Genomic DNA, 12,965 nt, shown 5'->3' with positions numbered 1-12,965 from the left:
CCGGCTCGCTCATCGGCTACGCAACGTTGGTTGACATGAGCATTGCTTCTGTCCTGATTCCCAGCGACAAGCCGGAAGGGGCGGCGACGGCGTCGCCCGCCGGGCCGCACTACTCACTCCTGTTGTCCACCGACGCCAGCATGATCGAGGCGGCGCAGCGGCTCCGGTACGACGTCTTTTCCAGCACGCCCGGCTTCGCGTTGCCCACGAACGACGACGAACGACGGGACGTCGACAGGTTCGACGAGCACTGCGACCACCTGCTGGTCCGCGACGACAGCACCGGTGAACTGGTGGGTTGCTACCGGATGCTGGCGCCGGCGGGCGCGATCGCGGCAGGCGGGCTCTACACCGCGACGGAGTTCGACATCCGCGCTTTCGACCCGCTCAGGCCGTCGCTGGTGGAGATGGGGCGCGCGGTGGTGCGCGAGGGCCACCGCAACGGCGGCGTCGTGCTGCTCATGTGGGCGGGCATCCTGGCCTACCTGGACCGCTACGGCTACGACTACGTGACAGGTTGCGTGTCGGTGCCGGTCTGCGGGGACTCCGACGACCCGGAAAACCGGGTTCCGGGCCGCCAGCTGCGCGGCGTCCGCGACTTCATCCTGGGCCGTCACGCCGCACCGCCGCAGTACCGGGTGCGCCCGCACCGGCCGGTGGTGGTGGACGGCAAGTCTCTCGACGACATCCCGGCGCCCGCGCGCCCGTCGGTCCCGGCGCTCATGCGCGGTTACCTGCGGCTGGGCGCCCAGGTGTGCGGCGAGCCCGCGCACGACCCCGATTTCGGAGTTGGCGATTTCTGCGTCCTGCTCGACAAGGGCCGCGCCGATACGCGATATCTGAAGCGCCTGCGGTCCGTATCGGCCGCCGCGCAGATGGCCGGCGGCGACCGATGAGCGCCCCCGCTCGCGCCGGGCACTCCTGGCTACCGCGCGCGACGTGTGACGCGGGCTGCGTGGGCTGCGGCGACGTGGCCGCGTCATCGAGACTTGTGACGGCGCTGCGGGTCACGCTTCGCGTCATGCTGGCCCTGCTGCTGGCGCCGGGGGTGGTGCTGCTGGCGGTGCCGCTGCCCGGCCGGACGCGCGTGCAGCGCATCTACTGCCGGATGGTGTTGCGCTGCTTCGGCATCCGGATCACGGTCACCGGCAGTCCGATTCGCAACCTGCGCGGGGTTCTGGTGGTCAGCCCGCACATGTCCTGGCTGGACGTCTTCTCCGTCGGCTCCGTGCTGCCCGGGTCGTTCGTCGCCCGGGCCGACATGTTCACCGGGCCCGCCACGGGGATCGTGGCCCGCATCCTGAAGATCATCCCGATCGAGCGGTCCAGTCTGCGGTTGTTGCCCGCGGTGGTCGACACCGTCGCCCGCCGGCTGAGCGGCGGTCAGACGGTCGTGTGCTTCCCGGAGGGCACCACCTGGTGCGGTCGGGACGGCGGTGCCTTCTATCCCGCGATGTTCCAGGCGGCGATCGACGCCGGCCGGCCGGTGCAGCCGCTTCGGCTGACCTACCACCACGTCGACGGCAGCGTCTCGACCGTGCCGGCCTTCGTCGGTGACGAGACCCTGGTCGGGTCCATCCGCCGGTTGCTGACCGTGCGACGCACGCTGGCGCGGGTGCACGTCGAATCTCTGCAGCTCCCGGGGACGGATCGGCGAGCGCTGGCCAGCCGATGCCAGTCGGTGGTGGGCGGCACAGCCGTCCGGCCCGCCGGTCGCGGACCCCTGCTGGTGGCCTCCTAGCCGGAAGGCCGTCCACCTGCCGGTATCGTGGGTCGCGTCATGGTCTACCTTGATCACGCCGCTACCACGCCGATGCACCCCGCCGCCGTTGAGGCGATGACGGCCGTGCTGGGCACCGTCGGCAACGCCTCCTCGCTGCACACCAGCGGACGGGCGGCGCGGCGTCGCATCGAGGAATCCCGCGAACTGATCGCCGACCGGCTGGGCGCCCGCCCGTCCGAGATCGTCTTCACCGCGGGCGGCACCGAGAGCGACAACCTGGCGGTCAAGGGCATCTACTGGGCGCGGCGCGACGCCGAACCGCGGCTCCGGCGCATCATCACCAGCGAGGTGGAACACCACGCCGTCCTGGACTCGGTGAACTGGCTCGTCGAACACGAAGGCGCCGAGGTGACGTGGTTGCCGACCGCCGCCGACGGTTCGGTCTCGGCCACCGCGCTGCGCGAGGCACTGCGCAGCCACGACGATGTCGCGCTGGTGTCGGTGATGTGGGCCAACAACGAGGTCGGCACCGTCATGCCGGTCGCCGACCTCGCCGCCATCGCGGCCGAATTCGGGGTTCCGATGCACAGCGACGCCGTGCAGGCGGTGGGGCAGTTGCCGGTGGACTTCACCGCCAGCGGGCTGTCGGCGATGAGCGTGGCCGCGCACAAGTTCGGTGGCCCGCCGGGTGTGGGCGCACTGCTGGTGCGCCGCGACGTGGCGTGCGTGCCGCTGGCCCATGGTGGCGGACAAGAGCGTGACATCCGTTCCGGCACCGCCGATGTCGCCGGTGCGGTCGGCATGGCGGCCGCGGCCCGGATCGCGGTGGACGGAATCGACGCGAAAATCGCGCGGCTGCGGGCGTTGCGTGACCGGCTGATCGAAGGGGTGCTCGCGGGCATCGAGGACGTCAGCCTCAACGGCGCCCGCGACCCCATGCGATTGCCCGGCAACGCACACTTCACCTTTCGCGGCTGCGAAGGCGACGCGTTGTTGATGTTGTTGGACGCCAACGGCATCGAGTGTTCGACCGGATCGGCGTGCACCGCGGGCGTCGCGCAGCCGTCGCACGTGCTGCTCGCAATGGGTGCCGACCGCATCAGCGCTCGCGGTTCCCTGCGAATGTCCCTGGGGCACACCAGCATCGATGACGATGTGGATGCGGTGTTGCAGGTGCTGCCCGCCGCGGTGGACCGCGCGCGCCGTGCCGCACTGGCCGCTGCGGGGGCCCCTTAAGTGAAGGTCCTCGCCGCGATGAGTGGTGGCGTCGACTCGTCGGTCGCCGCCGCCCGCATGGTCGACGCCGGCCACGACGTGGTCGGCGTGCACCTGGCGTTGTCGGCCACGCCCGGCACGCTGCGGACCGGCTCGCGCGGGTGCTGTTCGAAAGAGGATGCCTCGGACGCGAGCCGCGTCGCCGACGTCCTCGGAATCCCCTTTTACGTCTGGGATTTCGCCGAGAGGTTCCAGGCCGACGTGATCGACGACTTCGTGTCGTCCTACGCCCGCGGCGAAACGCCCAACCCGTGCGTGCGCTGCAATCAGCGGATCAAGTTCTCCGCCCTGTCGGCGAAAGCGCTTGCGCTGGGCTTCGACACGGTGGCCACCGGCCACTACGCCAGGCTGTCCGGTGGGCGGCTGCGCCGCGCGGTCGACCACGACAAGGACCAGTCCTACGTGCTCGCCGTCCTCACCGCCGAGCAGTTGCGCCACGCCACCTTCCCCATCGGGGACACCCCCAAGGCTCAGATTCGCGCCGAGGCCGCCCGCCGCGGCCTCGCGGTCGCGGGGAAGCCGGACAGTCACGACATCTGCTTCATCCCGTCGGGGAACACCCGGGCCTTCCTCGGCGAGCGGATCGCGGTCCGCCGCGGCGCCGTCGTCGGCGCGGACGGCGCGGTGCTCGCCGAGCACGACGGCGTGCACGGTTTCACCGTCGGCCAGCGCAAGGGCCTGGGCATCGCCGGCCCGGGGCCCGACGGCGGCCCGCGCTACGTGACGGCCATCGATGCCGACACCGCGACCGTTCGGGTGGGGGAGGCGGCCGACCTCGACGTGCGCCAGTTACGCGGGCGCGAACCGGTCTTCACCGCGGGACGGCCGCCGGCGGGCCCCGTCGAGTGCGCGGTGCAGGTCCGGGCGCACGGTGAAACCGCGGACGCGGTAGCGGAATTGGTCGCCGACGAGCTGGTCGTGCGGTTGCGCGTCCCGCTGCGCGGCGTCGCCCCCGGCCAGACGCTGGTGTTGTACCGCCCTGACCCCGACGGTGACGAGGTCCTCGGCAGCGCCACCATCGCCGGGACCGCGCGTTAGGCCGGTACGTTCGCGACGATGTTCGTCATCACGATGTCGGACACCGATTGCGCAAAACCGCAGAAGGTGACCTCCAGCAGGGCCACCGACCGCAGCCGGTAGTCGCGACCGCAGCCACCGGGCCGCAGGCGCAGCGAGCCGGCGTCGGCCTTCCAGTCGCCGACGTACTGCTGGCCACCCGAGCCGTCGGCGCAATTCCCGACCGTGGTCACCAACGCGCCGAATGCGCGCCGCGCGGTGTCGACGTCCCGGTAGGCCGCGGCGCCTTCGGAGATCAGCGCGCCGTCGGGCGGGTCCTGGAACGTCGTCTTGTGGAACTCCTCGACATCGGGACCGAACGTGGCCGTCTCGGCGTAGATGAACCGGCATTCGCGGGGCGTGGTGTCGGCGAGGGCGTCGATGTCCACCGGGCTGGTGCCGTCCATGGACGGGATGATCGTCAGGTGCTCGCCGGCGCCGGTGATCGCGCGCATCCGCGACTGGTCCAACAGGATCGTGTCGACGTTCACCCCGTGCACGGACCTGCGCGCGGAACCGAATCCGGCCACCGCCGCGCCGTCCACCACCCGGGTGCACGCGGCAACCAGCACCACTACCGCCCACAGCAGCAGCGGCCGCCCCCATCTTGCCGTCCGCGACACGTTTCGCATCCTTCTCGGGTCGAACCTACCCGTGCGGTGGCGTGACAGACACCCCTGGTCAACGGCGTGGTGGTTGACGTCGAATACGGTTGGGCGGGTGAGTGTTTTCCCGCCTTCCTTCGCAAAGGCCAGCGGCATCGGGTCGTGGCCCGGCATCAAGCCACGGGAGGCCGCCGAGGTCGTCGTCGGCGAGTTGGCCGACGGGCTGTCGCACATCGTCGAGCTGCCCGCCCGGGGAGTGGGCGCCGACATGCTGGGGCGGGCCGGCGCGCTGCTGATCGACGTGGCCATCGACACCGTGCCGCGGGGCTATCGGGTGGTCACGCGGCCGGGCGCGGTCACCCGCCGCGCCGCCAGTCTCCTCGAGGAGGACATGGACGCGTTGGAAGAGGCCTGGGAGGTGGCCGGACTGCGCGGCGGCGACCGCGTGGTCAAGGTGCAGGCCCCCGGACCGATCACCCTGGCGGCGGAGCTGGAGCTGGCCAACGGCCATCGGGCGATCACCGACCCCGGGGCCGTGCGCGATCTGACCGCGTCGCTGGCCGAAGGCGTCGCCGGCCACCGCGCGACCCTGGCGCGCCGGCTCGAGACGCCGGTGGTGGTGCAGTTCGATGAGCCCTCGCTGCCGCAGGCGTTGGGCGGCCGGTTGACCGGCGTGACCGCGCTGAGCCCAGTGGCGCCGCTCGACGAAGCGGTGGCCGTCGGTCTGCTCGACGCCTGTGTCGCCGCGGCGGGGGGCGCGACGCTGCTACACAGCTGCGCCTCGGGGCTGCCGTGGAAGATGTTGCAGGACAGCAAGATCGATGCGGTATCGGTGGACGCGGGCACCTTGGTCGCGGCGGATCTCGACGGTATGGCCGGCTTTCTCGAATCGGGCCGCACGATCGTGCTGGGGGTGGTGCCCAGCAGCGCTCCGGAGCGGCGGCCGTCGGCCGAAGAGGTGGCGGCCGCCGTGGTGGCGGTGACCGATCGCCTTGGGTTCGGTCGCTCGGCGCTGCGCGACCGGATCGGCGTCACCCCCGCGTGCGGCCTGGCCGGCGCGACGCCCGAATGGGCCCGCCTGGCGATCGGGCTGGCCCGTAAGGCGGCCGAGGCCTTCGCAGACGACCCCGACGCCATCTAGCCATGCGGTGAGAGTCGATGACGACGGCACCCTGGATGCGGCTGGAACCGCAGCTCACCGCCCCTTTGTGGCGGCTACACCGGGACGGCGGAACAACCGGCCTGACGCGCGGCGAACAGGCGGCGGCAGCGCGCATGGGTACGGTGTCGGCGGGCTCGGATAGCCTGCGAGGGTGAGCTCAGCAGAAGCTGATTCGGTGTCGCCCGAGGTGCGGCGGCAGTGGCAGGAACTGGCCAACGAGGTGCGCGAACACCAGTTCCGCTACTACATCAAGGACGCGCCGATCGTCTCCGACGCCGAATTCGACACCATGTTCAACGAGCTTCTCGCGCTCGAGGATCGGTATCCGGAACTGCGCGCCCCCGATTCCCCGACCCAGTTGGTCGGCGGAGCCGGCTTCGCGACCGACTTCACCGAGGCCGAGCATCTCGAGCGGATGCTGAGCCTCGATGATGTCTTCGACCGCGACGAGCTGGTCGCCTGGAGCAATCGCGTCGAGACCGAGATCGGCCGCGATCCCCACTACCTGTGTGAACTCAAGATCGACGGGGTGGCGTTGTCGCTGGTGTACCGCGACGGCCGGCTGGAACGCGCCGCCACGCGCGGCGACGGCCGGGTCGGCGAGGACGTGACGCTCAACGCGCGCACCATCGACGATGTGCCCGAGAGGCTCACCGCCGGTGCGGATCTGCCGATTCCCGCCGTGCTCGAGGTGCGGGGCGAGGTCTTCTTCATGCTCGCCGATTTCGAGGCGCTCAACGCCAGCCTGGTCGAGGAGGGCAAGGCGCCCTTCGCCAATCCGCGTAACAGCGCGGCCGGTTCGCTGCGCCAGAAGAACCCGGCGGTCACCGCGCGGCGCAAGCTGCGGATGATCTGCCACGGCATCGGCCGCACCGACGGATTCGCGCCCAAGACCCTGCACGACGCCTACACGGCGCTGAAGGCCTGGGGTCTGCCCGTCGCCGACCAGACCGCGCGGGTGCGTGGTCTTGCCGCGGTCGAGGACCGGATCGGTTACTGGGGCGAACACCGCTACGAGATCGATCACGAAATCGACGGTGTGGTAATCAAAGTCGACGACTTTTCGCTGCAGCGCCGGCTGGGGACGACGTCGCGGGCGCCGCGCTGGGCCGTCGCGTACAAGTACCCGCCCCAGGAGGCGCAGACCAAGCTGCTCGACATCCGGGTCAACGTCGGGCGCACCGGGCGCGTCACGCCGTTCGCCTTCATGACGCCGGTGAAGGTGGCCGGCTCGACCGTAGGGCTGGCCACGCTGCACAACGCCAGCGAGGTCAAACGCAAGGGCGTGCTGATCGGCGACACGGTGGTGATCCGCAAGGCCGGCGACGTGATCCCCGAGGTGCTCGGCCCTGTCGTCGACCTCCGCGACGGGTCCGAACGCGAATTCGTCATGCCCACAACGTGTCCCGAATGCGGTACTCCGCTGGCCCCCGCCAAGGAGGGTGACGCCGACATCCGTTGTCCCAATGCCCGGTCCTGCCCGGCGCAGCTGCGGGAGCGCGTCTTTCACGTCGCCGGCCGCGGGGCGCTCGACATCGAGGGGCTGGGTTACGAGGCGGCCACCGCGCTGCTGAAGGCCGGGGTGATCGCCGACGAGGGGGACCTGTTCACCCTCACCGAGGACGACCTGCTGCGCACCGAGCTCTTCCGGACCAAGGCCGGCGCGTTGTCCGCCAACGGCAGGCGGCTGCTGGACAACCTGGACAAGGCCAAGTCGGTGGCGTTGTGGCGCGTCCTGGTGGCGCTGTCGATCCGGCATGTCGGACCGACCGCCGCGCGCGCCCTGGCCACCGAATTCGGCAGCCTGGACGCGATCATGGCGGCGTCGACCGAGCGGCTGGCCGCGGTCGAGGGCGTGGGACCGACGATCGCCGCCGCGCTCACCGAGTGGTTCACCGTCGACTGGCATCGCGCGATCGTCGACAAGTGGCGGGCCGCCGGGGTGCGGATGGCCGACGAGCGCGACGCCAGCGTGGCCCGCACGCTGGAAGGGCTCACGGTTGTCGTCACCGGTTCGCTGGCGGGCTTTTCCCGCGACGACGCCAAGGAGGCGATCATCGCGCGCGGGGGAAAGGCCGCGGGTTCGGTGTCGAAGAAGACCGACTACGTCGTGGCCGGCGACGCGCCGGGTTCCAAGTACGACAAGGCCGTCGAGCTCGGCGTCTCGGTCCTCGACGAGGACGGCTTCCGGAAACTGTTGGCCGAGGGGCCGCCGGCAACTCCCGCGGACTAGGCGACAACGGCTTCATCCGAAATTGGGCTGCACCGCCCACGCGCCTCTATCGTGGGCGCTATGACCCAGACGGCGGACCGCGCACAGGCATCCCCGTGGTCCCCCCGGGAGGCCGAGATCCTGGCGGTGACCCTGCGCCTGCTGCAGGAACACGGCTATGACCAGCTGACCGTGGATGCCGTCGCCGCTGCCGCTCGCGCCAGCAAGGCCACGGTCTATCGGCGCTGGCCCTCCAAGGCCGAACTGGTGCTGGCCGCGTTCATCGAAGGCGTCCGCCAGGTCGCGGTGCCGCCGAACACGGGTACGTTGCGCGGCGATCTGCTGCGACTGGGGGAGACGATCTGCCAGGAGGGCGGCCGGCATGCGAGCACCATCCGCGCGGTGATGGTCGAGGTGTCGCGCCATCCCGCGCTCAACGAGGCCATGCACCATCAGTTCCTCGACCAGCGCAAGGCGTTGATCCAGCACGTCTTGCAGCAGGCGGTGGACCGCGGCGAGGTTCACCCGGACGCGATCACCGACGAACTCTGGGACCTGTTGCCCGGCTACCTCATCTTCCGGTCCATCATTCCGGACCGGCCGCCCACCCGTCGCACCGTGCAAGCGCTGGTCGACGGTTTCCTCGTGCCGGGGCTGACCAGAACCATCGGCTAACGGCGCGGCCGCCCACGGGCAGGCCGTCTTTCGTCGAATGTGTACGCGCGCGTCTCTTGTACAGTACGGTCCCGTACCGTACTGTCATAGCTGTCGATCACGCCCGACCCCGTCGGCACCCGTCGTCGCCGAGCAGGTGAGGGTGTCGCCCGATGATCGAAAGGTGAACGGGTGAAGCGGATTTCGGTGGCATCGCTGGTCAAGCGCGGATGGATGGTGCTGGTTGCGGTGCTGGTCGTCACGCTTGCCGGGTTCGCCATCTATCGCCTGCACGGAATCTTCGGCTCGAACGCCAACACCTCGGCCAACAGCGGCCTTTCGAACGAGATCGTCCCCTTCAACCCCAAGCAGGTGGTGCTGGAGGTGTTCGGTGCGCCAGGCGCCACCGCGACCATCAACTACCTTGATGTCAACGCCCAGCCGCAACAAGTCAAGGACGCCCCGCTGCCGTGGTCGTTCACCATCACCACGACGGAGCCCGCGGTACTCGGCAACGTCGTGGCACAGGGCAACGGGGACACCCTCGGCTGCCGCATCACCGTCAACGGCGAAGTGAAAGACCAACGCACCGTTAACAAAGTCGACGCCTACACGTTCTGTCTGGACAAATCGGGATGAGCAACGACCAACAGTCGCGGGGCTTCGTGCCGCGCACCATCCGCCGGCTGGCCTTGCCGATCCTGCTCTTCTGGGTGGCCCTGGCCGCGATCACGAACATCGCGGTGCCGCAGCTGGAGGACGTCGGCAAGACCCACAACGTGGCGCTGAACTCACCCGACGCCCCGTCGCTCAAGGCGATCAAGCGGATCGGGGAGAAGTTCCACGAGTTCGACACCGACAGCTCCGCCATGATCGTGCTGGAAGGCGACAAGCCGCTCGGCGCGGACGCGCACACGTTCTATGACGCGATGATTCGCAAGCTCGAGCGGGACCGCAAGCACGTCGAACACGTCCAGGACTTCTGGGGCGATACCCTGACCGCGGCCGGATCCCAGAGTTCCGACGGCAAGGCGGCCTACGTTCAGGTGTTCCTCGCCGGCAATCAGGGCTCCGCGCTGGCCAACGAATCCGTCGGTGCGGTCCGCGACATCGTCGAGCACACACCGCCCCCGCCGGGCGTCAAAGCGTACGTCACCGGCGCGGCGCCGCTGATCTCCGACCAATTCGACGTCGGCAGCAAGGGGACCGCAAAGGTCACCGCGATCACCGTCGGCGTGATCGCCGTGATGCTGTTCTTCGTCTACCGCTCGGTGCTCACCACCTTGCTGGTCCTTGCCACCGTGCTGATCGAGATGTCGGCCGCCCGCGGTCTGGTCGCCCTCCTCGGCAACGCCGGCGTGATCGGGCTGTCGACCTATGCGACGAACCTGTTGACGCTGTTGGTGATCGCCGCCGGAACCGACTACGCGATCTTCTTCGCGGGCCGCTATCAGGAGGCGCGCGCGGCCGGTGAAGATCGCGAAAAGGCGTTCTACACCATGTATCACGGCACCACCCACATCGTCTTGGGCTCGGGGCTCACCGTCGCCGGCGCGGTGGCGTGCCTGGGTTTCACCCGGTTGCCCTATTTTCAGAGCCTGGGCATTCCCGCCGCGCTGGGCATCCTCGTCGCGCTTTTCGCCGCGCTCACGCTGGGCCCGGCGATCCTCACCCTGGGCGCCAAGGTGGGGATCTTCGACCCCAAGCGCGCGATGAGAACTCGCGGCTGGCGGCGGATCGGCACCGCGATCGTCCGCTGGCCCGGAGCCGTTCTCGCCGCCGCGTGCGCGCTGGCGCTCGTCGGCCTGCTCGCGCTGCCCGGGTATAAGACGAGTTACGACACCCGGCCCTACATGCCCGCGAGCGCCCCGGCGAATGTGGGGTACACCGCGGCCGAGCGCCACTTCTCCCGTGCCCGGCTGGAGCCCGAATTGCTGATGGTCGAAACGGATCACGACATGCGCAACCCGGCCGACATGCTCATCCTGGACCGGGTGGCCAAGGCGGTGTTCCACGTGCCCGGCATCGCCCAGGTGCAGGCCATCACGAGGCCGTTGGGCACCCCGCTGGACCACAGCTCGCTGGCGTTCGTGGTCAGCAACCAGAGCGCCGCCCAGCAGGAAAACCTGACCTACCAACGCGATCGGGCGGACGACCTGCGCAAGCAGGCCGACGAACTGGCGAAGACGATCAACATTCTCAAGCAGCAGTACGTCCTGCAGCAGCAGCTCGCCGACACCACCCACAGCGAGGCCCAGAACTTTCACGACACCATCGCCACGATCCAGGACCTGCGCGACAAGATCGCGAACTTCGACGACTTCTTCCGGCCGGTGCGCAGTTACTTCTACTGGGAAAGGCATTGCTACGACATCCCCGCGTGCTTCGCGTTCCGATCCCTGTTCGACGCGCTCGACGGCATCGACCAGCTCACCGAGAAGTTCGAGGACCTCACGGCGACCCTGGACAAGCTCGACGCGCTGCAGCCGAAACTGGTGGCGCTGATCCCGCCGCAGATCGCCAGCCAGCAGACCAATCGCGACCTGACGTTGGCCAACTACGCCACGCTGTCGGGCATCTACGCGCAGACCGCCGCCGCGATCGACAACGCCACGGCCCTGGGGCGGGCCTTCGACGCCGCCAAGAACGACGACACCTTCTACCTGCCGCCCGAGGTGTTCAACAACCCCGACTTCAAGCGCGGGCTCAAATTGTTCCTCTCGCCCGACGGCGAGGCCGCCCGCATGATCGTCACCCATGAGGGCGATCCCGCGACGCCCGAGGACATCGCGCACATCGCCCCGATCACCAAGGCCGCGCACGAGGCCCTCAAGGGCACGCCCATGGCCGACGCCCGCGTCTATGTCGGCGGGACCGCGGCAACCTACAAGGACATTCAGGACGGTGCCAAATACGACCTGTTGATCGTCGCGTTCGCGGCCCTGAGCCTGATCCTGCTGATCATGATGATCATCACGCGCAGCCTGATCGCCGCCCTGGTCATCGTGGGCACCGTCGCCCTTTCCCTGGGCGCCTCGTTCGGGCTCTCGGTTCTGGTGTGGCAGTACATCTTTGGCATTCAGCTCTATTGGGTCGTGCTCGCGCTGGCCGTAATCCTCTTGCTGGCAGTCGGTTCCGACTACAACCTGCTGTTGATCTCGCGATTCAAGGAGGAGATCCACGCCGGCCTGAAGACTGGGATCATCCGGGCGATGGCCGGCTCCGGATCGGTGGTCACCTCCGCCGGCCTGGTTTTCGCCGTCACCATGTGCGCGTTCGTCTTCAGCGGGTTCCAGGTGCTCGGCCAGATCGGCACCACCATCGGTCTCGGGCTGCTGTTCGACACGCTGATCGTGCGGTCCTTCATGACACCCTCGGTCGCAACGCTTCTCGGGCGATGGTTCTGGTGGCCCCAACGGGTGCGCCCGCGCCCGGCCAGCACCATGCTGCGGCCGTACGGTCCGCGGCCGGCGGTTCGGCAGCTGCTGCTGTGGGAGGACGACGATCCCGTGGTGGGGGCGGGGTCCAAGGCGCCGGCGGGCAGTAGCTAGCGCAGCATGGTGGCCACGATCCCGGCCAGATAACCCAGGCGGGCCACCTCCGAGGGCCGGAACTCGGGTCCGGGACGGCCCAGCACCACGGCCGTGTGCGTATCGCCCAGCGGCGCCGCGACCATCGTGGTGTCCATGTCGCGCCACGCCTGCGGCACCCACTCGGCGCTGCCGTCGAGCGTCGTTGCTCGGTCGATCGGCAGCCACGGCGCTGTAGCCGCCCGCGTCTCCGGCGCACCGGGACTGGCGGCCAGGCGTTGCAGCTCGTCACCGGCACGGCGCAGCACCGAGCACCAGCTCACGCGCAGCACCCGAGGCGCCTCATTGGCCAGGACCTGCAACCGGGACGCCTTGTCGAGGGCCGCGGCGACGTGGTCGAGCAGCTCCAGCTCGCGATGCGCCTCCAGCAGCCCGGTGTGCGGACGCACGCTGTCCACCCGGACACCGGAAAGCGACTCCGCGGCGGTGATCAGCGTGTCGGGCATCGCCCCGGGCGGCAACTCGATCACCAGGTCGTCGATCGCGTAGCCCGAGCTGCGCTCCACCACGTCGAGCGACAAGATGTCGGCGCCCACCGAACCGAGCGCCACCGCCAGCGAGCCCAGGCTGCCCGGGCGGTCGACCAGCTCGATGCGCAACAGATAGGACGGCACGGCCAACACTGTGACACAGCGGCGCGTGGACTGCATTTTCGCGGATATCCGGCGGCCCTGAACCCGCCCGCACG

The 12,965-nt window shown here is 69.5% G+C and carries 11 protein-coding genes; 9 read left to right on the top strand and 2 right to left on the bottom strand.

The annotated features are described in order from the left end of the window. The first annotated feature begins 35 nt into the window (after positions 1–35). Genes AWC03_RS13690 through mnmA form a run of 4 tightly spaced genes read left to right on the top strand, consistent with a single transcriptional unit; the run spans position 36 to position 4,036 of the window. Positions 36–896, top strand: a complete 861-nt coding sequence (locus AWC03_RS13690) for a GNAT family N-acetyltransferase (protein ID WP_085241063.1) — start codon at positions 36–38, stop codon at positions 894–896. After that, on the top strand, positions 893–1,741 hold the full coding sequence (locus tag AWC03_RS13685; protein WP_085241062.1) for a lysophospholipid acyltransferase family protein: 849 nt from the start codon (positions 893–895) through the stop codon (positions 1,739–1,741). Before AWC03_RS13690 ends, AWC03_RS13685 begins: the two co-directional genes overlap by 4 nt. A gap of 39 nt (positions 1,742–1,780) precedes the next feature. Continuing rightward, positions 1,781–2,959, top strand: a complete 1,179-nt coding sequence (locus AWC03_RS13680; RefSeq protein ID WP_085241061.1) for a cysteine desulfurase family protein — start codon at positions 1,781–1,783, stop codon at positions 2,957–2,959. After that, on the top strand, positions 2,960–4,036 hold the full coding sequence (gene mnmA, locus AWC03_RS13675) for a tRNA 2-thiouridine(34) synthase MnmA (protein ID WP_085241059.1): 1,077 nt from the start codon (positions 2,960–2,962) through the stop codon (positions 4,034–4,036). On the opposite strand, the gene AWC03_RS13670 is transcribed toward mnmA, so the two are convergent. Then, entirely contained in the window at positions 4,033–4,677 is a 645-nt protein-coding gene (locus tag AWC03_RS13670) for a sensor domain-containing protein (protein WP_208859448.1), read from the bottom strand. The two genes, mnmA and AWC03_RS13670, sit on opposite strands and share 4 nt — an antisense overlap. Positions 4,678–4,774: 97 nt before the next feature. On the opposite strand from AWC03_RS13670, the gene AWC03_RS13665 reads away from it, so the two are divergent. The 5 genes from AWC03_RS13665 (at position 4,775) to AWC03_RS13645 (ending at position 12,238) form a co-directional block, all read left to right on the top strand. Then, entirely contained in the window at positions 4,775–5,800 is a 1,026-nt protein-coding gene (locus tag AWC03_RS13665) for a uroporphyrinogen decarboxylase/cobalamine-independent methonine synthase family protein (protein ID WP_085241057.1), read from the top strand. 172 nt (positions 5,801–5,972) lie between these two features. Then, positions 5,973–8,054 (top strand): NAD-dependent DNA ligase LigA, encoded by a 2,082-nt coding sequence (gene ligA, locus AWC03_RS13660; protein ID WP_085241055.1) that lies wholly within the window; start codon positions 5,973–5,975, stop codon positions 8,052–8,054. Positions 8,055–8,102: 48 nt separating this feature from the next. Next, the gene (locus AWC03_RS13655) at positions 8,103–8,708 is read left to right on the top strand and encodes a TetR/AcrR family transcriptional regulator (protein WP_090422980.1); all 606 of its coding nucleotides are present in this window, start codon (positions 8,103–8,105) and stop codon (positions 8,706–8,708) included. Positions 8,709–8,879: 171 nt separating this feature from the next. Then, entirely contained in the window at positions 8,880–9,326 is a 447-nt protein-coding gene (locus tag AWC03_RS13650; RefSeq protein ID WP_208859449.1) for an MmpS family transport accessory protein, read from the top strand. Continuing rightward, positions 9,323–12,238, top strand: a complete 2,916-nt coding sequence (locus tag AWC03_RS13645; protein WP_085241052.1) for an MMPL/RND family transporter — start codon at positions 9,323–9,325, stop codon at positions 12,236–12,238. Before AWC03_RS13650 ends, AWC03_RS13645 begins: the two co-directional genes overlap by 4 nt. Here the strand turns inward: AWC03_RS13645 and AWC03_RS13640 are convergent. Further along, positions 12,235–12,891 (bottom strand): ACT domain-containing protein, encoded by a 657-nt coding sequence (locus tag AWC03_RS13640; protein ID WP_090423446.1) that lies wholly within the window; start codon positions 12,889–12,891, stop codon positions 12,235–12,237. The genes AWC03_RS13645 and AWC03_RS13640 overlap by 4 nt on opposite strands. Positions 12,892–12,965: the final 74 nt, after the last annotated feature.

Origin of the sequence: Mycobacterium europaeum, from assembly GCF_002102155.1 — a bacterium.
GTDB classification, from domain to species: Bacteria; Actinomycetota; Actinomycetes; order Mycobacteriales; family Mycobacteriaceae; genus Mycobacterium; species Mycobacterium europaeum.
Note: the sequence above shows the minus strand (reverse complement) of the source record. Positions and strands in the feature narration are given on the sequence as shown.